19 protein-coding genes are annotated in these 20,736 nt (G+C 41.8%); 14 read left to right on the forward strand and 5 right to left on the reverse strand.

The window, feature by feature from the left end:
• The 8 genes from B4K11_RS11645 to B4K11_RS11680 all read left to right on the forward strand — a co-directional run.
• On the forward strand, positions 1-1,558 hold a 1,558-nt coding region (locus tag B4K11_RS11645; protein WP_292959390.1), incomplete at its 5' end, for a LysM peptidoglycan-binding domain-containing protein.
• 34 nt (positions 1,559-1,592) lie between these two features.
• The gene (locus B4K11_RS11650) at positions 1,593-1,835 is read left to right on the forward strand and encodes a hypothetical protein (RefSeq protein WP_292956349.1); all 243 of its coding nucleotides are present in this window, start codon (positions 1,593-1,595) and stop codon (positions 1,833-1,835) included.
• Between the two features lie 111 nt (positions 1,836-1,946).
• Positions 1,947-3,782 (forward strand): extracellular solute-binding protein, encoded by a 1,836-nt coding sequence (locus tag B4K11_RS11655; RefSeq protein ID WP_292956346.1) that lies wholly within the window; start codon positions 1,947-1,949, stop codon positions 3,780-3,782.
• Complete coding sequence (locus B4K11_RS11660) at positions 3,782-4,879, forward strand: microcin C ABC transporter permease YejB (RefSeq protein ID WP_292956343.1); 1,098 nt, start codon at positions 3,782-3,784, stop codon at positions 4,877-4,879. The genes B4K11_RS11655 and B4K11_RS11660 overlap by 1 nt, the downstream gene beginning before the upstream one ends.
• A 2-nt stretch (positions 4,880-4,881) precedes the next feature.
• Positions 4,882-5,925 carry an ABC transporter permease gene (locus B4K11_RS11665; protein WP_292956340.1) on the forward strand — a complete coding sequence of 348 codons (1,044 nt, stop codon included), beginning with the start codon at positions 4,882-4,884 and terminating at the stop codon, positions 5,923-5,925.
• Positions 5,922-7,550 (forward strand): ABC transporter ATP-binding protein, encoded by a 1,629-nt coding sequence (locus B4K11_RS11670; protein ID WP_292956337.1) that lies wholly within the window; start codon positions 5,922-5,924, stop codon positions 7,548-7,550. Before B4K11_RS11665 ends, B4K11_RS11670 begins: the two co-directional genes overlap by 4 nt.
• Positions 7,551-7,793: 243 nt before the next feature.
• Positions 7,794-9,098: an NAD(P)/FAD-dependent oxidoreductase gene (locus tag B4K11_RS11675; protein WP_292956334.1), complete on the forward strand. Its 1,305-nt coding sequence runs from the start codon at positions 7,794-7,796 to the stop codon at positions 9,096-9,098.
• Positions 9,099-9,295: 197 nt separating this feature from the next.
• Positions 9,296-11,032: an ATP-binding protein gene (locus B4K11_RS11680; protein WP_292959391.1), complete on the forward strand. Its 1,737-nt coding sequence runs from the start codon at positions 9,296-9,298 to the stop codon at positions 11,030-11,032.
• Positions 11,033-11,064: 32 nt separating this feature from the next.
• On the opposite strand, the gene B4K11_RS11685 is transcribed toward B4K11_RS11680, so the two are convergent.
• Positions 11,065-12,027: a LysR family transcriptional regulator gene (locus B4K11_RS11685; RefSeq protein WP_292956328.1), complete on the reverse strand. Its 963-nt coding sequence runs from the start codon at positions 12,025-12,027 to the stop codon at positions 11,065-11,067.
• A gap of 103 nt (positions 12,028-12,130) precedes the next feature.
• Here B4K11_RS11685 and B4K11_RS11690 point away from each other — a divergent pair, with 103 nt between their 5' ends.
• The gene (locus B4K11_RS11690; RefSeq protein WP_292956325.1) at positions 12,131-12,556 is read left to right on the forward strand and encodes a carboxymuconolactone decarboxylase family protein; all 426 of its coding nucleotides are present in this window, start codon (positions 12,131-12,133) and stop codon (positions 12,554-12,556) included.
• 76 nt (positions 12,557-12,632) lie between these two features.
• Positions 12,633-13,313 carry a DJ-1/PfpI family protein gene (locus B4K11_RS11695; RefSeq protein WP_292956322.1) on the forward strand — a complete coding sequence of 227 codons (681 nt, stop codon included), beginning with the start codon at positions 12,633-12,635 and terminating at the stop codon, positions 13,311-13,313.
• A 114-nt stretch (positions 13,314-13,427) separates the two neighbouring features.
• On the opposite strand, the gene B4K11_RS11700 is transcribed toward B4K11_RS11695, so the two are convergent.
• Together B4K11_RS11700 and B4K11_RS11705 are read right to left on the reverse strand one after the other, a co-directional pair.
• Complete coding sequence (locus B4K11_RS11700; RefSeq protein WP_292956319.1) at positions 13,428-13,814, reverse strand: hypothetical protein; 387 nt, start codon at positions 13,812-13,814, stop codon at positions 13,428-13,430.
• A 186-nt stretch (positions 13,815-14,000) separates the two neighbouring features.
• Positions 14,001-14,366 carry a hemerythrin family protein gene (locus tag B4K11_RS11705; RefSeq protein WP_292956316.1) on the reverse strand — a complete coding sequence of 122 codons (366 nt, stop codon included), beginning with the start codon at positions 14,364-14,366 and terminating at the stop codon, positions 14,001-14,003.
• 374 nt (positions 14,367-14,740) lie between these two features.
• Here B4K11_RS11705 and B4K11_RS11710 point away from each other — a divergent pair, with 374 nt between their 5' ends.
• The 3 genes from B4K11_RS11710 (at position 14,741) to B4K11_RS11720 (ending at position 18,963) form a co-directional block, all read left to right on the forward strand.
• Positions 14,741-16,078: a vWA domain-containing protein gene (locus B4K11_RS11710; protein WP_292956313.1), complete on the forward strand. Its 1,338-nt coding sequence runs from the start codon at positions 14,741-14,743 to the stop codon at positions 16,076-16,078.
• Positions 16,079-16,186: 108 nt separating this feature from the next.
• Positions 16,187-18,196 carry a sensor histidine kinase gene (locus tag B4K11_RS11715; RefSeq protein ID WP_292959392.1) on the forward strand — a complete coding sequence of 670 codons (2,010 nt, stop codon included), beginning with the start codon at positions 16,187-16,189 and terminating at the stop codon, positions 18,194-18,196.
• Positions 18,197-18,270: 74 nt separating this feature from the next.
• Positions 18,271-18,963: a response regulator transcription factor gene (locus tag B4K11_RS11720; RefSeq protein WP_292959393.1), complete on the forward strand. Its 693-nt coding sequence runs from the start codon at positions 18,271-18,273 to the stop codon at positions 18,961-18,963.
• A 34-nt stretch (positions 18,964-18,997) separates the two neighbouring features.
• Here the strand turns inward: B4K11_RS11720 and B4K11_RS11725 are convergent, their stop codons facing one another.
• Positions 18,998-19,405, reverse strand: a complete 408-nt coding sequence (locus B4K11_RS11725; protein ID WP_292950337.1) for a GNAT family N-acetyltransferase — start codon at positions 19,403-19,405, stop codon at positions 18,998-19,000.
• A gap of 248 nt (positions 19,406-19,653) precedes the next feature.
• The gene (gene moaE, locus B4K11_RS11730; protein ID WP_292950338.1) at positions 19,654-20,112 is read right to left on the reverse strand and encodes a molybdopterin synthase catalytic subunit MoaE; all 459 of its coding nucleotides are present in this window, start codon (positions 20,110-20,112) and stop codon (positions 19,654-19,656) included.
• Between the two features lie 176 nt (positions 20,113-20,288).
• On the opposite strand from moaE, the gene B4K11_RS11735 reads away from it, so the two are divergent.
• Positions 20,289-20,736, forward strand: a 448-nt coding sequence (locus B4K11_RS11735) for an NUDIX hydrolase (protein WP_292959394.1), incomplete at its 3' end; no start/stop codon positions are given.

Genomic DNA, 20,736 nt, shown 5'->3' on the forward strand with positions numbered 1-20,736 from the left:
CTGTCTATCTAGTTTGGTGCTAACCGGTTGCCAAACCATTACTGAAAAGCCTACAACTTCAGACCAGTACACTCAGCAACAATCGACCTCTGTACAAGCCTTTAAGGCGAAGCAAAGTCACAATTCAGGACAATACGCTTCGGCCCCAAGCGATCTTTGGCAAGTAACACGTGATGAGATGCAACTGGACCTCCATCTTGAGAATGAGCGCGTTCAAAGCCAATTAAAATCGTTCCTTAAACACCCAACTTACATGGATCGTATTGTTAAACGTGCCACGCCTTATTACTTCCATATCGTTAACGAAGCGATAAAACGGGACATTCCAACTGAGCTTGCTTTACTCCCTATCGTCGAAAGTGCTTATGATCCCTTTGCCTATTCCCACGGCCGTGCAGCTGGAGCATGGCAATTTATCCCTTCAACCGGTAAATATTTTGGGCTGACGCAGAACTGGTGGTATGACGGGCGAAGAGACATTATCAGTTCAACGGATGCCGCTTATAAATACCTATCACAGCTAAACAAACGTTTTGATGGAGACTGGCTATTAGCGTTAGCTGCCTATAACGCAGGCGGTGGTACAGTTTCTTTAGCTATAAAGAAAAACAAACGTCAAAACTTACCTACTGATTTCTGGTCCTTGAAGCTACCAAAAGAGACAATGGCTTATGTGCCTAAACTTTTGGCCATTGCTGAACTGGTTAAAAATGCAGAAAAATATAACGTTGCGTTAAAACCAATGCCTAACCAACCTTATTTCAGCCAAATAGATACTCAAAGCCAGATCGATATCGCACAAGCAGCTACGATGGCAGGTATTACGACTAAAGAGCTTTATCTACTAAACCCTGGTTTTAACCGCTGGGCAACTGCGCCTGAAGGCCCTCATCGCCTTTTAGTTCCAGTTGCGAATAAAGCGCAATTCAATAAAGCACTTTCGGAACTACCTGCTGACAAACGAGTGCAGTGGACACGCTATACAATAAAATCTGGGGATTCGCTCAGCACCATTGCACAGGCGTTTGAGACCTCCGTTGAACTGATCCGTAAAACAAATAATATTGCTAACAACAATATACGCGCAGGCAAAACGCTTTTGGTTCCTACCGCAAGCCAGCTATCAAGCGAATATGTCTTAAGTCAGCACCAACGCCATATTCAAAAGCAAAAGAACATATCAAGAACAACAGATCGTAAAGACACCTATCATACGGTGAAGAGTGGAGATAGCTTTTGGAGTATCGCTAAGACTCATAATGTTGGTGTGCGGCAGCTAGCAAGCTGGAACAGTATGGCTCCGGGTGACTCATTGGCCATTGGTAAACGCCTAGTTATTTGGAGTAAACCGCAACAATCAGTTATAAGTAGTGCTGACCGTCAAATTATTCGTAAAGTTGGCTACAAGGTTCGCAGTGGAGATTCACTAGCTCGCATTGCAGGCAAGTTTAACGTTCGCATAGATGATATTTTACAATGGAATAAAATTAGCAAACGAAACTATTTGCAACCTGGTCAACGTTTAACTCTGTACGTTGATGTAACACGCTCGAATTGAGTCAAACTATAGCCAGAAAAGATTGGAACTAAATATGGACACTACAGCTTATATTATTATTTTTGTTTCAACAGCACTGGCTATTATTTTCAAGGTCGTATTGTTTAAACGTATTCAAAATTGGATGGACCAAGACCTTATAAAAGGACTTGCCGATGGAAATCCGTCCAAACATGACTATTTGATACAGAAACATGCGGAGCTAGTTGAAAACAAAGTTAAACGTAAACATATACATCAACAACTAACTGATTTTGCGGATGAGTTTGAACAATAAAAGGCTTTTACTGTCACACTCATAGCCTCATATGTTACAAACAAATATCAGCTATAAATCAACGAGTGGCATATCTATATAGCTAAGCTCTTCTCCAAAAAGGACGCACTATTGATAAAGTTATCCTCTGTCACCCATCTTCTGCGTAAAAGCTTAATTGCCACTGTAAGCGTAGCCGTTAGCACTGCTTCATTAATAAGCGCAGCTGATGTTGTTCAAGTCTCTCATGGCATTGCTATGCATGGAGATTTAAAGTACCCACCTCAATTTCCCCATTTTGAATACGTTAACCCTAATGCTCCCAAAGGCGGCAAAGCGATTCAATCCGCTATTGGCACTTTTGATAGTTTTAATCAGTTCATCGTGAAAGGAAATTCAGCAGACGGTCTAGGCCTTCTTTATGACTCCCTTTTGGCCCGAGCCAATGATGAACCTTTTTCACTCTATGGCTTGGTTGCTGAATCTGTTGAAGTGCCAAGCGACCGTAGCTGGATCATCTTCAATTTACGATCAACAGCGCAATTCAGTGATGGGACACCACTTACGGCAGATGATGTCCAATTCAGCTTCAATATATTAAGAGAAAAAGGGAAACCTTTTTTTAAAGCTTACTATGCGGATATCGAAAAGATAGAAGCGATCAATCCGCAAAGAGTGAAATTCACCTTTAAAAATGCCTTAAATAGAGAACTCGCCCTTATTGTTGGCGAAGTTCCCATTTTACCAAAACACTATTGGGAAAAGAGAGACTTCCAAAAGCCGTCTTTGGACATTCCAATCGGTTCAGGCCCTTACCAGATTGAATCATTTGATCCCGGCCGCAGCATTACTTATAGCCGCAATGAAGATTACTGGGCAGCATCACTTCCAGTAAAAGTTGGTTATGATAATTTCCAGTATCGAACTTTTGATTATTACCGGGACGGCACTGTCGCCCTCGAAGCGTTTAAAGCTGGCGAATACGATTTCCGTGAAGAAAACTCCTCTAAGCGTTGGGCGACCAGCTACACCGGATCCGCTTTCGAAGACGGGCGCATAAAAGTAGCTGAACTAGAACATCAGAATCCCACTGGCATGCAAGCGTTTGTCATTAATAATCGTAGAGAGCAATTTACAGACCCACGTGTTCGACAGGCACTTGCCTTAGCTTTTGATTTTGAGTGGACCAATAAAAATATTTTCTACAATGCCTATACGCGAACTCATAGCTTCTTCTCAAATTCGGAGATGGCTGCAACATCTCTCCCTAGTGAAGAAGAACTTAAGATCTTTGAACCTATAAAAGACCAAGTCCCTCCTGAAGTTTTTACACAGGTTTACCGCGCGCCTAAGACAGACGGAAATGGACGCATCTATTCAGAATTACGCCAAGCCAAACGCCTGTTGCAAAAAGCAGGCTGGGTCTTCAAATCGGGTAAATTGATCAATGAAGAGACTGGCAAACAACTCACGATTGAGATGCTTCTTTACTCTCCAGCCTTTGAACGCGTGGTATCTCCCTTCATACGTAACTTAGAACGTCTTGGGATCAAGGCCAATATCCGATTAATCGACGTTTCTCAATACATAGGGCGTTTAAGAACATATGACTTCGATATTATTGTCAGCGGTTTCGGTCAATCATCCTCTCCGGGTAATGAGCAGAGGGACTATTGGCACTCATCAAGTGCCAATATTGAAGGTAGCCGCAATTTAATCGGCATTTCCGACCCTGCTATCGATCATCTGGTTGAGCAACTTATTCAGTCACAAGACCGTAAACAGCTGGTACTAAGAACCCGTGCACTCGATCGTGTTTTGCAGTGGAATCATTTTGTCATTCCTCAGTACCATATTAATAAATACCGTGTCGCTTATTGGAATAAATTTGAGATGCCGAAAATTCGCCCTAAATACAATTTGGGGTTTGAAACTTGGTGGAGCAAATCAGTCGAGGAAAGTAAATAATGGCAGCTTACATATTACGACGCCTACTGCTTATTATTCCAACGCTCATCGGAATACTCACGATCAACTTCATCATTGTTCAGGCCGCACCTGGCGGCCCTGTTGAACAAACAATCGCGCAGCTGCAAGGCATCAATATTGGCGCGACTGCTCGTGTAAGTGGAGTTCAAAGCGACCTCTCTAGTGAATCGAGTACAGTCAATAGCGGTGATAGCACCTATCGAGGCGCCCGCGGATTAGACCCTGAGATCATTAAAGATATCGAAGCACTCTACGGTTTTGATAAACCGGCTTATGAACGCTTTTGGATCATGCTCAAAAGCTATGCAGTATTTGATTTTGGAAAGAGTTTATTTAGCGATAAACCTGTTGTAGATCTCATCATTGAGAAGCTCCCTGTCTCTATTTCTCTGGGATTATGGGCTACGCTGATTACCTATATGGTCTCTATCCCATTAGGTATTCGTAAAGCAGTCAGAGATGGCACCCCCTTCGACATCTGGACCAGTAGTGCCATTATCATCGGCTATGCAATTCCTAACTTCCTTTTCGCTATTTTGCTAATCGTTATTTTCGCAGGGGGCACATGGCTAGACTGGTTTCCTCTGCGTGGTTTAACCTCCCCTAATTTTGATGAGCTAAGTCTTTGGGGACAAATTAAGGATTACTTCTGGCACATCACTCTGCCTGTACTTGCGTCCGTTATAGGCAGTTTTGCGACGCTCACAATGCTTACCAAGAACTCTTTTTTAGATGAGATTAACAAGCAGTATGTGATTACTGCTCGCGCTAAAGGACTTAAAGAAAATCAGGTGCTTTATGGGCATGTATTTCGTAACGCCATGCTAATTATTATTGCTGGTATGCCCGCAGCTCTAATTACCATATTTTTTACTGGCTCAATGCTGATTGAGGTTATCTTTTCATTAGATGGTATTGGCTTATTAGGTTATGAAGCCGTGATCAATCGTGACTACCCCGTTATCTTTGGCACACTGTTCATTTTCACTCTAATCGGTCTAATTCTGAAACTCATCAGCGATATAACCTATGTACTCGTTGATCCACGTATCGACTTCGAAAGCAGGGAGCAGTAACAATGGCATCTGTATTTAAAAAGATGAGCCCCCTGAATCAACGTCGTGTTGATAACTTCCGCAGCAACAAACGAGGCTACTGGTCTCTTTGGTTGTTTAGCTGTCTATTTGTCTTATCACTATTTGCTGAGTTCATTGCGAATGATGACCCTCTCATTGTGTCTTACAAAGGTGATCTTTTTTTCCCCGTTGCAACAGAATATACCGAGCTTACTTTTGGCGGGGAATTCGACAGCCCCGCTGACTTTAAAGATCCCTACATTCAAGATCTAATACATGAAGATGGGCAAGGCTGGATAGTCTGGCCTCTGATTCGCTATAGCTACAATACGATTAACTACGACCTTCCTGTCCCAGCGCCATCACCACCAAGTATGGAGAATCCATTCGGTACTGATGATCAGGCAAGAGATGTTTTAGCGCGCGTTATTTACGGCTTTAGAATCTCAATCCTATTCGCTGTAGTGCTAACCATTGCTAGTTCCATTATTGGCGTTATTGCAGGTGCCGTTCAAGGATACTATGGAGGTAAAGTCGACCTTATATTCCAACGTTTCATTGAGATCTGGTCAGGCCTACCGGTGTTATTCCTCTTAATTATCCTAGCCAGTATCGTAGAACCAAATTTTTGGTGGCTATTGGGAATTATGCTCCTATTCTCTTGGATGCAACTGGTTGATGTTGTACGAGCAGAATTTCTACGCGGGCGTAACCTTGAATACGTGCGTGCGGCAAGAGCCCTCGGCCTTAATAACCGGATGATAATGTTTAGGCATATTCTACCTAATGCAATGGTAGCAACACTCACATTTATGCCGTTCATCTTCAATGGGTCACTCGTAACGCTGACAGCTCTGGACTTCTTAGGGTTTGGCCTACCACCCGGCAGCCCCTCATTAGGTGAATTAGTCGCTCAAGGTAAAACCAACCTTCATGCACCCTGGTTAGGCATTACTGCGTTTCTTACCTTGTCCATTATGTTGACGTTATTAATTTTTATCGGCGAAGCAGTTCGTGATGCCTTTGATCCAAGGAAAGTTTCATGAAGACCAATCACGAAAAAGATAGTTCTACAAATAACAATTTATTGAGTGTACGCAACCTTTCAGTTCGATTTGATCAAGGAGATGCACAACCTGTAGACGCTGTTAAGCAGATAAGTTTTGATATTCCAAAAGGTCAAACACTGGCTCTAGTGGGAGAATCAGGCTCAGGTAAATCAGTATCGGCCATGTCAGTACTGAAACTTCTCCCCTACCCCAAGGCAAGTCATCCATCTGGTGAAATCATCTACGACGGTAAGAATTTGCTAGAGTTGAACGAAGCACAGATGTGCCAATTAAGGGGTGATAAGATCAGTGTGATCTTCCAAGAACCAATGACCTCCTTAAACCCACTTCATACTATTGAAAAGCAAATTGGCGAAACATTACTGCTACATAGAGGTATGACGGGTAAGCAAGCCGGTACACGTATTCTTGAATTGCTTGATTTGGTCGGTATTCCTGAACCGCATAAACGCTTGGGAAGCTACCCACATGAACTTTCAGGTGGGCAACGTCAGCGTGTAATGATTGCAATGGCCTTGGCAAATGACCCTGAATTATTGATTGCGGATGAACCAACAACTGCGCTGGATGTAACAATTCAGGAACAGATACTTCAGTTACTCAAAGAGCTACAAGATAAGCTGGGTATGTCGATCCTTTTGATCACTCATGACCTCAACATAGTACGCCGCTACGCACATCACGTTTGTGTCATGTTTCAAGGTGAACAAGTTGAAAGCGCTACCACGGAAACGCTTTTTTCTTCACCACAACATGACTATACAAAAACATTATTAGATGCTGAACCTTCAGGGAACCCCGCATCCGTTAACATCCCTAATGAGACACTTTTAACTACAGAAAAACTAAAAGTTTGGTTCCCAATTAAAAGCGGATTCTTCAAACGCACAACCGACCATATCCATGCGGTAAACCACGTAGATTTATCGGTCAATAAGGGTGAAACATTAGGTATAGTAGGCGAATCGGGCTCAGGTAAGACGACTCTTGGGCTAGCCATTATAAAGCTGATCCGCAGTGAAGGTGGTATTACCTTTGCTGGGCAGGCGCTACAAGGCTTAGATCAAAAGCAAGTCAAACCCTTAAGAAGTCGTATTCAAATTGTCTTCCAAGATCCATTTGGTAGTTTAAGCCCTAGAATGTCTATTTCAGAGATCATTGCTGAAGGCTTAGAAATTCATCAGCCGGAAGCCGCAGATAGTCATGAAACGCAGATCATTAATGTACTTAATGAGGTAGGTATCGATCCTGATAGCAGGCATCGCTATCCACATGAGTTTTCTGGGGGACAGCGACAACGCATCGCCATTGCTCGTGCTTTAGTTCTTAAACCTGAACTCATCGTTCTAGATGAACCAACATCAGCGCTGGATAGAACAGTACAAAAACAGATTGTCGAACTGCTACGTGAGCTGCAGGCCAAATATGCACTCACCTACCTATTCATCAGCCACGATCTTGCTGTAGTCAAAGCGTTGAGCCATAAACTTGTAGTTATGCGTCATGGCGACATTATAGAGCAAGGGAATGCTGGGAAAATATTTACATCACCTCAAGAGAAATATACACAATCTCTCTTAAATGCTGCGTTTAACCTTTAACTCATAGACACTTAGTAATGGCTAGATAATATTAGGTAGCAGGCATCAAGTATCAGATTATGCCCCTACCTAATAACTGTTGGTTTCATTCTTTAGATCTAATCGTTATCGATTTTATTTACTTTCATACAAAATAATACCAAAGTATACTTCCGGAAATAATACCGAACCCCAAAAGAATATGGGATTAGTTATAGAGGACACCCCCTGTTGCTAATCCCATATTTTTTAAGGAATGTAACTATGACAACCTCAACAGGACCCCGCAATATACTTGTGGTCGGTGGTGGAGCCGGTGGATTAGAGCTTGTTACACAGCTCGGGCATCGCTATAAAAGAAACCCCGATGTTAGCGTCACTCTCGTCGATCAAAAGCGTTCTCACATATGGAAGCCACTTCTGCATGAAGTTGCAACCGGCTCTCTAGATCCAAGCACTGATGCAGTCGTTTATCATGCCCATGCGGTCAAGCATCACTATAAATTCCAACTTGGCAGTTTTTGCGGCATGGATTCCGATAATCAGACAATCACCCTAGCCGAGACCTATGACGAAAACGGAGATACCATCCTTCCTGAGCGTTATCTTTCCTATGACACATTAATCTTGGCGATCGGCAGCGTTAGTAATGATTTCAACACCCCTGGTGTTGCTGAGCATTGCTACTTCCTTGATACAGCAATGCAGGCTGAGCGTTTCCATAACAGCCTGATTAACAACTTCATGCGTATCAACCAACAAGATCATGGTGTACTAAATATTGCCATCGTTGGTGGTGGTGCGACGGGCGTTGAACTATCAGCAGAGCTACATAATGTGACAGACATGCTGAGCTCATATGGCCTACCTAATATGACCGGTCAGCAATTAAAAATCACTTTAATTGAAGCGGGCCCTCGCATCCTTCCTGCATTGCCTGATCGCATCTCAGCCTCGGCACGCGATGAACTATCTGAATTAGGTGTAGACGTTGCTGAGAACACGCGGATTAAGTCAGCAACTAAAGAAGGCTTCACAACAGCGGATGGCGAACTTATTGAAGCCGATATGATGATATGGGCTGCAGGCGTTAAAGCGCCTGACTTTATTGCAGATCTGTATAAATTTGAATTAACCAAAACAAATCAGGTTTTGGTTAAACCAACGCTACAAAGCACATTACATGACAATATTTTTGTTATTGGTGATTGCTGTGCCTGCGAGCAGGAAGATGGCAGCTGGGTCCCACCAAGAGCACAATCTGCTCACCAGATGGCAACTTTAGTTAAAAAGAACATCAAACTGCAGATGCAAGATAAGCCTTTATTACCTTATGTATACAAAGACCATGGCTCTTTGGTAAACCTTAGTCGCTACAGTACAGTCGGTAGTCTGATGGGCAATTTGACTAAAAACTCCATGTTTATTGAAGGTAAGATCGCTAGGATCGTATACATATCGCTGTATCGTATGCACCAAATCGCAATACATGGTTTTTTCAAAGCGATGCTCGTATATATCGCTGAGAAAGTCAGTAAAGTGGTTAGGCCTAAGATGAAACTTCACTAAACATACTGTTTTATCTCAAGCTGCCACATCATTTGTGTGGCAGCTTGAGATGATTATCAATCATTTATCACATAATTAAACTCTCATTTTCAAAAACCTAGTCTTTATCCGCCTTTAGCTCCTTCCCTCACTCCACATTCAAGTATTCACTTCTATACTAAGTTTGATAAAGCCATCAAAGTGACGGAGAAGGATTGATGTGGTTCAGTCGTTCCTTGATTTGGAAGATCATAATCCCTGTTTCATTTATCTTAATACTGCTCAGCGCCGGTGTGATGATATATATCCCCTCTGCAGTCAAAGAGAACGCTGCTCAGGAAGCAAAACTCAAAGCGATGGACACCGTTGAACAGTTCAAATTATTACGTGGTTACTATGCCGAAAACGTCATTTCTGAAGTAATAAACCAAACATCCCTTCAAGTCGGTATAGCCCATGACAAAAGCGGCACTATTCCTCTGCCAGCGACGATGATTCACGACCTAAGCGAAATTTATTCAAGGAAAGGCACTCAACTTAAATTATACAGCCCCTACCCGTTTCCAAACCGATCTGACCGACAGCTAGATAGTTTTGCAATTGCAGCATGGGAACACCTACGCATCAACCCTGATTCGAGTTTTAGCAAGATAGTTAGTAATGAAAATACAACCCTCGTAAAAGTAGCTGTAGCGGATCCCCTAATTTCTCAAATCTGTGTAGACTGCCATAACGATCATCCACTCTCCCCCAAAGTGGACTGGGAGATTGGAGAAGTACGAGGAGTTTTAGAGGTCATCACTCAGATTGATGACGCCATTATTAATGGGCAAATCCTTGGCCTCAAACTCTCCCTCTTTATTTGTGTAGCAATCATTATTGTGATCACTCTCATTTTTGTACTCCATCGCTCACTTATCCTTTCACCTATAAGGAAACTGGCTCATATGATGGAAGTAATTACCAAGGCATCACCTGCTAAAAAACAAAAAACAAAAGATCAATCGAGCTTCAATCCACTTACAGAAAACGAGATCGAGTACCTTTATTCCTCTTTTCTTAATCAACAACAAAGGCTTGAGGAAAGAGAAAAATCAATTTTGGATTACCAAAAAAAATTAGAAGCACGTGTGCAAAATAGCACTCAAGCTCTTGTAGAACGAGATACCGAACTTAATGCCGCTCAAACCCAGCTAAAAGCAGCACAAATTGAGATCATCCAAAACGAGAAGCTTTCTACCCTAGGGCGAATGGTGAGCAGTATCAGCCATGAAATAGGCACCCCAATTGGTGTTGCTAATACAGCGGGAAGCTTTCTTACAGATGGAACAAGGGAGGTTCAATTAAAAATTGAACAAAACACTCTCAAACAGAGTGATCTAGAAAGGTTTCTCGAAGACAGTTCAGAAGCAGGAAAGCTTATCCAAAGTAATTTAAAGCGGGCCAGTGACCTAATGCTGGCCTTTAAAGAGATTGCAGTAGACCAGATCAGCGAGCGATCTCGAAGCTTAAACCTAAAAAACTATATCGATGAGATTACACTCAGCCTGAAGCCCGCCTTTAAAAATCGACCTATCGAAATCGAGAACAACATAGCAGAGGATATTTCACTCGATATAGAGGCCGGAACATTAGCGCAGATTATTACAAACCTAGTTAACAATTCACTTATTCATGGATTTGATCAAGCAGACCAAAAAGGGAAGATAATTTTCGACTGCGAAAGCCATAGGAACAGTTTAACGCTTAGCTATGAAGATAATGGAAACGGCATATCAACCAACGATCAACCTCATGTGTTTAATCAATTTTTCACAACCAAGAAAGATGAAGGCGGAAGCGGGCTAGGCTTATACATCATTAACGAACTTGTGACAAAAAAACTAAAAGGAGAACTTAAATTGATAAGCGCCAAAGGTGACGGGTTCAAATTACTCATTACACTTCCACTATAAAATGAGTAGGCTTGATAAATCCGGTACATTGATTACCAATCGTTCTTGGGCGTTATCTCCCTAGCCCAACTGTGATCAGCCGTTTCATTAAGTTCAGCTAGAGAACGCTTAATGAAATCTATAAATACAGCTACTTTCTTCGGCAAGAAATGCCGTTTGGGATATAAAAGATAAACCCCAAAACCCTCTGGCTCAGTTCGTGGAAACAGCGATACAAGCTCTCCAGATTGTAACTCTTCTCGAAACAAAAAATGCGGACCCTGCATCAAGCCTAAGCCTTGTTTACATAATTCCACCAGCGCCTGACCATCATCTACGACATACTGCTCCCCAGGGTTTATCACACTGGAATGGTCCTTAATTGATGCACCGGCCCCCTTCACTAAAACAGGCATTAATTTACCCGTCTGCTTAAAACGAAATCTAATCCATGGATGATCATGCAGATCATCTACCTGAGTAATCGCTTTATTTTCAGCAAGGTACTCTTTAGAGGCGCAGATAAAGAAATCCATTGGGCTGAGTTTACGCATGATTAGCCGACTATCAGCAACAGTTCCTGTTCTGAAAGAGATATCGATCCCCTGCTCAATAAGATCTTCATATTCATCCGAAAACGTTACATTCAACTCTATATCAGGATATAGACGACAAAACTCTGGAAACATTGGTAATACATATAGCCGGCCATAGGCTACAGGCAGATTAATTCTTAACACTCCTCGTGGACTGTCATTTTCAGCTGCTATTTGAATCTCTGCCTCTCTTAGTTCCGACAACAACCGTCGCACCGTCACCAAATAGCTCATACCTAAATCAGTAATCTGCAACTTGCGAGTAGAACGATAAAAGAGCTGATATCCCAAATCCTTCTCAAGGCGGCTTAGTGCCTTACTGACAGTGGAAGGATCTGTTCCCAACTGGGCTGCAGCGGCACCAAATGTTCCCTGATCTGCAACGGTGACAAACATTTTCAAAGCACTAAATTTATCCATTAGTGAATCTTATTCATTAATAAAATGACAAACAACATATTTTTCAAGCAATCAGATTTATCTAAACTCCGCCTATTAGCAATAACAAACTACTGGACTTAAAATGACTCAACGATTAAATCTTCAAAAAGCCGACCCTTATGCCTTTCAAGCCATACTTAATATTGAGAATTACCTAGCAACATGCGCAATCCCACCTGAGTTAAAATCACTTATTAAGCTACGCGCATCTATAATTAACAACTGTAGTTTCTGTTTCAACATGCACCAAGTGGAAGCTAAGAAAACCAGCCTCACTAACGAACAACTCACAGATCTAGCAAACTGGAAGACCTCCCTACTCTTCAACGATGAACAGAGAGCTGTTTTAGCTTTAACTGATGCAATCACCTTGATCCGTGACGGCGTTAGTTCTGATGTATACCAAACGGCTCTCGATTATTTAACTGAACCGCTTCTCGCCCAATGCATTACTCAGATCAATCTAATCAACATGTGGAATAGAATAGCCATCACGACCCGCATGTAGAACGTTCAATCTACTCAGTCACTTATTAATCAGTCACTTATAAATAGAACACTCAATAGATCTAAGGAGATTATTCATGCGGTCTATAAATAGGATACAAATATTATTTCTAAGCCTAATGCTGGCTTTAACAAGCTATACAGCACATGCAGAGAACAAAAAAATAGGCATTTTAGTTTTTGATGGTGTACTCACCTCTGATATCACAGCGCCTTTGGAAGTATTTGGTGTAGCAAGTCGAAAAACTTGGTTTAGTGACTACACTCCAATTGTTATCAATGTTGAAAATAAGAGCTCCATCACGACTGAAGAGGGGCTGAGCCTTAATGTTGATAGTTGGATTGGTGATAATCCGCATGTTGATGTATTGATCGTTCCATCCAGCTACACGATGAAACCTTTAATTCAGAACCAACAGCTTATAGCGTTTATTAAGCAGACATCCACACACGCAGAATGGATAGCAAGTAACTGCTCAGGGGCTTTCTTGCTGGGAAAAGCTGGGATTTTAAATAACCTTAAAGCCACTACTTGGGCAGGAGGAGAAAAAGATTTACAAGAGGCATATCCTGAAATAAACGTTCAGTTCGACACAAATGTAGTGGTTGATCGAAATGTTATTACCTCTAATGGCAGCCTAGTAAGTTACCAAGCAGCCTTAGTACTACTGGGAAAAATGACATCAGAGAGAAAAGCAAAGGAAGTAGCTGAAGCGCTTCAATATGAACGTTTTTCTCACCAAAAGTATCTGCTTTAAGGCTCTTATATAAGACCTTGATATAAGACCCTGCAACAGAATATTTTCACAAGCGGATAAAAATTCAGAAACAAAAAAAGAGGCATACCGCCTCTTTTTTATTTAACGCGCATTCTATTTCCAACGCATTATGTCGCCTTGATCAAATACATGTCCTGAACTTACACGACGGTAATTAATAAAAATATTACTATAGGCCACATTACTACGCTTAGATACAGAAAAGGCAAGGCACTCCATCATCGCCTCAACACTACTTTTATTATGAAAGCTAGGCGCGTGTAGATCGACAAGTATGGGATGACTTCCACTTTGAGGCTGTGTAGCAGGCATTAAACCTGCCACTGCATATTGTCGAGAGGGGATAAACTCCCACGTCACAGTGATGTGCTCAATACCAACATCTGTTCCTTTAGAGAAATCCTCGGTAATGCTTTTGATCATTCCCGGAACATCTATTTCGTCTTCGAATGGAAGAGACTTTATGCAAATGAAAGGCATCTGTTATCTCACTGCAATTTAGAGTAGCTAAAAGTTAGAACAACTAAATCATAAACACAATGATAATAATAAAATTAAGTACTTAATGCCTATTAATGACTTTCGTTTCTACCTTTAAAGCATCACGACCCACCTCCCCTGCCGTGCAAATAGACTGACTAATTACACAGTACAACTACGAAAGCACTACTTTCTTTCCGATTGCATGATAAAAACTTCTAATTTTTTATCAACACCATAGATATGACGCTTAAGCCACTCGGTTAGAAAGTCTGAAAGTGTCGTTCTCAACTCAACATCATAATCACCCTGATCATCAAGCATTGTCAGTAGTTCGCTGCGAAACTTATTATGAGCCTGAAGATGAGCATCATAATCAGGATAACCTAGCATCTGCATATAAGACTCTTCTAAAGAAAAATGATGCTCCGCATAATCGATTAAACGGGTAAATGTAGACAGATCGACATGATCAGCTTTTATTTCATCGATCAATTCAAAGAGCACCTGATGCTGTTGATCCTGCCAAATTAATTCACTGGTCACTATCATTCAATGCGTCCTCTCCAATTATCGACATGATCTTAAATATCTTAATAAACTGCGACCAAACAGTCTGCAAGCATTATGATTAGCTGTAACTGATCTGAGTCACTAGATAATTAAAGACCATCCTTCACTCATCTAACAGCCATCTAACAAGCAACGTGATGTATTTAGATCACTTTATCGAATCTAAACTTAAAATATCAAAATCAGAATCACATAATTCTTAATCTACTATAAAAACATAGTCCTTTTTTGGCACAATAGGTTATGAGTTTTTACAAAACTTTTACAAAAAATACAGATCTATCTGACTTTTCAAGTTCAGTTTTCTCCTAAATTTACGGTATCTAATTCAGCGATTACAAAAGGAAAACAACATGAACAGTCACCGACTAATAAAGATAAAGCACCTCATTGTCGCTGCTTGCTTAAGCATCCCCCTGCTACCTACCGCTCATGCAAAGCAGGTTGATCTGGATGTAAACCTAGCGACACCCATCATGGAAGCGAATAAAACCCACAATGCTTTTATAAAGATTTCACTTGAAGGTATTAAGCAGGAGAAACTACAAGAGCGCATTCCTGCAAATATTGCGATTGTGTTAGATAAGTCCGGTTCTATGCAAGGCGACAAAATGTATTATGCAAAAGAAGCGGCCATCATGGCGATCAATCGATTAGATCTAAATGATATCGTTTCAGTCGTCAGTTACGATAGCAGAGTGAATGTAGTGGTACCGGCAACTAAAGCCAGTGATAGCACCCGCATCGCACGAGCAATAAATCGCATCCAAGCCCAAGGCAACACAGCGCTATTTGCTGGTGTGAGCAAAGGAGCACAAGAGTTAAGAAAGTTCTTGGATCTTAACAAAGTGAATCGCGTTATTCTGCTATCTGACGGGCTCGCAAATGTAGGACCAAGCACGCCTAATGAACTAGGAAAGTTAGGACTATCTTTAGCTAAAGAAGGTATCAGTGTAACCACTATTGGGCTTGGGCTTGGCTATAACGAGGACTTAATGACTCAGCTTGCAGGCTTTAGTGACGGTAATCATGCATTTGTAGAAAACGCATCAAGCCTTGCTGAGATTTTTCAATATGAATTTGGCGATGTACTCTCTGTCGTCGCTCAAGGTGTAGAAATTCGCATCAGATGTAAAAATGGTGTCCGCCCTATCCGCGTACTGGGCCGTGAAGCTGAAATCAGCGGAAGCACTGTGAACACCCGAATGAACCAGCTATACAGCGAACAAGAGAAGTTCATTATCCTAGAAGTGGAAGTACCTGCACAGGAAAACCAAGCGTCCATAGACTTGGTCGATGTAGATATTAACTATAATGACCTTTTCCATAAACGCACTGAACGCCTTAACAGCACTGTCGCTGCAAACTTTACCCGTTCACAGCAACAGATCGAAGAAGCGATTGACACTAAAACCTACGAAGCTGCGGCTGAACAGGTGGCTAATGAATACAACCGAAAGGCAGTGGAGAAACGAGATCAGGGTGATATCCAAGGCGCTAAAACTATCTTACAAGAGAGCGCCAACTATCTAGACAACTTAGGCCAATCTCTTGCATCTCCTAAATTGATTGAACAAAAAGAGGAAGCCTTGCAAGATGCACAAGAGCTTGACGATGAACAAGAATGGACCAAAAAACGTAAAGAGCTAAAAGAGCGTCAATACAAGCGCGCGAATCAACAGAGTTATTAGTCAAACAACGTCAGGCCTTTGCCACACAAAGGCCTGCCATTAGGTCTTGTAACCGAACTAGATGCTAAACCGAGTAAAGACAGCCGTTAACCATACAGAGAGCAGATTTTGAAAAAAACACCGTTGCTTCTAATCAGCCTAATTCTTATTCCGGTCCTTATCTTAGGCTGGATATCTGTGCAGCTGGAACAGAACCAACAACAGTTAGTTAAGCATCAATTCCAAAGCCTCATTCAACTCCAATTAGAAGACGTTGATGACTTATTCCAATCACACTTTCAGCGCTTAGAAACAGCTCTGCAAACAGAAACCAATTTACTATTAGCCAGTAAAGACCAGCAATACTCTACCTCCTCTCTTCGTCAGCTTGTAAAAAATAGTCCTTATATCGAGCAGGTTTTCATTTTAGATCAGCAGCGCGATACTCTTTTTCCCGTGATCAAAAATGCAACACAACAGGAACTCTATTTTCTACAACAGACACAAACACTGCTCTCAACAAAAAATCTTTTTATGCAGCCACAAGAGAGTCCACCCAGCATAGCGGCGGCTAATCATGCATCAGCGGATGGTGATTCTCAGCCTGTAAGTGCTAACGGTAAACAGGAGATTAGGGAGACAGAACAGTTTAAGACGACTGAGCGTCTCAATAGCAAGGAATCTAATAACCAACTTTCAGCTAAGCGCTCATCACCTGCGCCCTATAGCGCGCAGCTAAAACAAAAAGCTGACTCAGCTCCACTAACCCTTTCATCTAATCGGATACAACAATACAGTGCGGAGCCCGAACCCTCTTCCGAGATTGCTAGCAGCATTGCCCTTTCTGATATTCAAGAAGAGAGCGCGAAGTTAACAGGCTCTAAATTGGCGCACAGTGATATTCAAGAGTCAGTATCGGCTGATTCAATAACGGTCCTATCTAAGCCAACGCCTACATCTCTACCAACGCGTCAATCTCTTCCAACGCTAAAAAAACACAAGCAACCAAAAGACTCCGGTTGGATCGCTTGGTACAACAATACACAACTTCAGCATATCTACTGGCAATCTACTGCAGATAACGAAGTGATTGGCTTTGCTATTAATAGCGCACGTTTACTCTCCGATTTAATCAACCTTCTGCCCGATCAAACCGAAGTGAACTCAAACGAGCAACTAACAAATGCAGGAATTTATCTAAAAAATAGCCGAGGTGATATTAGCTATGAATGGGGTAATATTGAGCTCACACCCGAGAACCTTAAACCCATTAAAACTATTAATCTAAGCCATCCATTAAGTAGCTGGCGATTGGAATACATATCCCCCAGCCTTTCACCCACCCAAGATAGATGGTTAGAGAAGCTACTCGTGATCTTAGTTACGTTAACCGCGCTATCTCTTTTAGGCTGGCTGATTTATCGAGAACAAACACGTGAATCACGGCTAGCACGTCAACGGGTTAATTTTGTTAACCAGGTCTCTCATGAGTTAAAGACACCCTTAACAAACGTCCGCATGTATGCGGAAATGCTTGAAAACCATTTAGAAGAAGATCAAACAAAACCAAAACGTTATCTGAGCGTGATCAATAATGAGAGTCAAAGGCTCAGTCGTTTGATCGATAACGTACTTAGCTTTTCACGATTAGAACGCGACAGTGTAGAACTCAGCCTACAAGTAAGCACTGTCGATGCCTGTATACGAAATACCCTACAAGCATTTGCTCCAGCATTTACTCAACGAGGGTTAGAGCCGGTATTTCAAAGCAAGTGTAGATCTGAGGTTATGATCGATCCTTATTGTACCGAGCAGATACTAAACAACCTTCTTAGTAATATTGAAAAATATGCTGCAAACAGTGGCAAGATCTCTATTGAATGTTGGCAAACACACAGCACCACTTTTATCCGTATACATGATAACGGCCCTGGTATTGATATGAACGTTGCTAATCAGATTTTCAATCAGTTCTATAGGGTCAGTAATAAGCTCACAGATGGAGTAACAGGTACAGGCATCGGCCTAAGCATTGCGCGAGAACTGGCTAGAAAGCATGGCGGTGATCTCATACTTGAAAGTAGTCAATGCGGCGCCTGTTTTCTGTTAAGTCTGCATACTCCCGAAGCAAAAGAGTAAAAGGCTTTACCCGTAGCACCTAACGGCTAGATTAAAGAGTTTAATCGCAACTTCAATAAAACGACGAGCAAAGAATGAAAGTATTGATTGCCGAAGATGACATGAATATTCGATTGGGTTTATCCGACTTACTAGAATCGGAAGGCTATGAACCAATTGAAGCAGAAGATGGGCAACAGGCAATTGAGCACTTCACATTGGGACAACCTGATATCGTTCTACTCGATATTATGATGCCAAAAATGGATGGCTACACGGTATGCCGTAAAATCCGTCAGCTTGATGAGAACGTTCCCGTCATCTTCATTACTGCTAAGTCAGAAGAGATTGACCAAGTGCTCGGACTAGAACTCGGCGCTGACGACTATATCAAGAAACCGTTTGGTACGCGTGAAGTGATTGCTCGAATCAAAGCGGTTACTCGACGCTGCTTGCAACAAACGACCTCTATAGAATCAAGTAACTCAGATAGTTTTCAAATGGCGGATCTAACAATTTTTCCTGATCAACTAAGAGCCCAACGAAGCGATACAAAACTAGAACTCAGCCTTCGAGATATTAAAATCTTACAACTACTCTATCGCCAGGAAGGAAAAGTTGTGGATCGAGATATGATCTTTAATGAATGCTGGGGTAGAGATTATCTGCCCAGTAGCCGAACTCTAGATCAACATATCTCAAAATTAAGAAAGCATATTGAAACTGACCCTAAGCACCCCACTATCGTTAAAACTGTACACGGTCTTGGTTATAGATATGACAACTAATTTAAGCACAAACCAAGCGGCCCTCTATAGATAACTAATGCTTGACGCCCGCATAAATCCACATCGATTCTGTGCGACCCGCTTTTTCAAACCCTAATGCTTCATAAAAGCCAATCGCCTCATCATCTGCTATCAATAGCTGCTGATGAAAACCCTCATAACACGCTTGTATTTTCTTCATTATTTTTCGTCCGATACCCCTCCGCTGAAAGTCTGGATGCACCAGCATATGAGGATAATAAACCACCAGATAACCATCAGATATAGCATTAGCTAAACCGACCAAAACGCCATCAACTCGGGCAGTCACTAGAGAATGTGAATTATGTAATGCCGGTAATAGCTGGTCCGGTTTTTCAGAAGACGACCAATCATTGGCCTGATAGAGAGAAACAACCTCTTCCAGTTCAAGATGATCACAAACGCTAATTACAATGTTCATAAATTATAATGTTCATAGATAGCACGTCCAAAGAACAGTAATTAAAAGATGCTGGTCAGTGCGCAATACTTAAAGCATAGCAATGAAAAAAAGATTTAACGAAGTGAGCACAGTTCTAGAAGGAACCGTGCGAGTATGAACGTAAGTGATTTAAGGCTGAACCCGCCCTATGAACCGAGCGGCAAAGTGAAATTGAGACAACATAAAGGTTACACTGATGTAGCTATATAGATAAATCCTGAGTGCTACTACCAAGAAGCCGCAGCATCTAAATCACTATCCTTCTGTTCTACCCACCCTTCACCCGCAGACGAGATCTCTTTTTTCCAAAAAGGCGCATCTTTCTTTAAATAATCCATAATAAACTGTGCGGCTTCAAAGGCATTAACGCGGTGCGCACTACCCACACCGATAAAGACAATATTCTCATTCAAGCTTAGTCGGCCGACCCGATGACTAATGACGATATTACCAAGCTCCCAACGCTCACGCGCTTGATCAGCTATTTTTTCCAGTGCTTTTTCTGTCATCCCAGGGTAGTGCTCTAAAAAAAGAGCATCGAGTTTATCGTCTGTGCCCTCTAATTCACGCACAATACCTGTGAAGGTTACAATTGCACCGCTGGTTGCATCACCAGCACGTACTTGTTCTGACAAATAGCCAATATCAAAATTATCTGTTTGAACAAATACCTGTGTAACTGCCATTACCGCGCCCTTTAATTTTTGGTTGAATCAATACTACCACCAACAAGGTGTTGCGAAAATCTGTAACTTCATTGAGCCGCGTAAAACTATTCAACACTTTTGTTTGGTGGTATGGTGTGCGCCAAGATTTAGATGCATAAATGCACCGTTTTTAAGACAAATTATCGAGGAATATGATGAGTTGGCATCCACACGCGACTGTTGCTGTCATCGTCGAAAAAGAGGGAAAGTTTCTACTTGTAGAAGAGAGTTCTTCTGGGAAAATCGTTTTCAACCAACCTGCAGGGCATATCGAAGAGGATGAAACCTTTATCGAAGCAGCATGTAGGGAAACACTTGAAGAATCAGCTTGGTATGTAACGCCTAAATATTTAGTCGGTTTTTACATCTATAAATCAGGTAATAACAATACGACTTATCACCGCGCATGCTTTTACGCTGAGGCGTTAAGTCACGATCCAACTTTAGAACTGGATGACGGTATTATCCGCGCAGTCTGGATGACCCGCGATGAGATAGAAAGTAATTTAGAAAAACTACGCAGCCCTATGGTTTTAAAGTGCATAGATGATTATCTTGCCGGTAAAGAGTATCCATTAGAGCTGATACACGAATACAGTAACT

Source organism: Neptuniibacter sp. UBA6509, assembly GCA_002435145.1.
Taxonomy (GTDB): Bacteria; Pseudomonadota; Gammaproteobacteria; order Pseudomonadales; family Balneatricaceae; genus Neptuniibacter.

Bases quoted from the DNA above. Each gene is read 5' to 3' on its own strand.
- B4K11_RS11690 (WP_292956325.1), top strand. From the start codon at position 12,131: ATGACTCAACGATTAAATCTTCAAAAAGCCGACCCTTATGCCTTTCAA.
- B4K11_RS11665 (WP_292956340.1), top strand. From the start codon at position 4,882: ATGGCATCTGTATTTAAAAAGATGAGCCCCCTGAATCAACGTCGTGTT.
- B4K11_RS11720 (WP_292959393.1), top strand. From the start codon at position 18,271: ATGAAAGTATTGATTGCCGAAGATGACATGAATATTCGATTGGGTTTA.
- B4K11_RS11725 (WP_292950337.1), bottom strand. From the start codon at position 19,405: ATGAACATTGTAATTAGCGTTTGTGATCATCTTGAACTGGAAGAGGTT.
- B4K11_RS11660 (WP_292956343.1), top strand. From the start codon at position 3,782: ATGGCAGCTTACATATTACGACGCCTACTGCTTATTATTCCAACGCTC.
- B4K11_RS11695 (WP_292956322.1), top strand. From the start codon at position 12,633: ATGCGGTCTATAAATAGGATACAAATATTATTTCTAAGCCTAATGCTG.
- B4K11_RS11680 (WP_292959391.1), top strand. From the start codon at position 9,296: ATGTGGTTCAGTCGTTCCTTGATTTGGAAGATCATAATCCCTGTTTCA.
- B4K11_RS11700 (WP_292956319.1), bottom strand. From the start codon at position 13,814: ATGCCTTTCATTTGCATAAAGTCTCTTCCATTCGAAGACGAAATAGAT.
- moaE (WP_292950338.1), bottom strand. From the start codon at position 20,112: ATGGCAGTTACACAGGTATTTGTTCAAACAGATAATTTTGATATTGGC.
- B4K11_RS11650 (WP_292956349.1), top strand. From the start codon at position 1,593: ATGGACACTACAGCTTATATTATTATTTTTGTTTCAACAGCACTGGCT.
- B4K11_RS11710 (WP_292956313.1), top strand. From the start codon at position 14,741: ATGAACAGTCACCGACTAATAAAGATAAAGCACCTCATTGTCGCTGCT.
- B4K11_RS11675 (WP_292956334.1), top strand. From the start codon at position 7,794: ATGACAACCTCAACAGGACCCCGCAATATACTTGTGGTCGGTGGTGGA.
- B4K11_RS11705 (WP_292956316.1), bottom strand. From the start codon at position 14,366: ATGATAGTGACCAGTGAATTAATTTGGCAGGATCAACAGCATCAGGTG.
- B4K11_RS11670 (WP_292956337.1), top strand. From the start codon at position 5,922: ATGAAGACCAATCACGAAAAAGATAGTTCTACAAATAACAATTTATTG.
- B4K11_RS11685 (WP_292956328.1), bottom strand. From the start codon at position 12,027: ATGGATAAATTTAGTGCTTTGAAAATGTTTGTCACCGTTGCAGATCAG.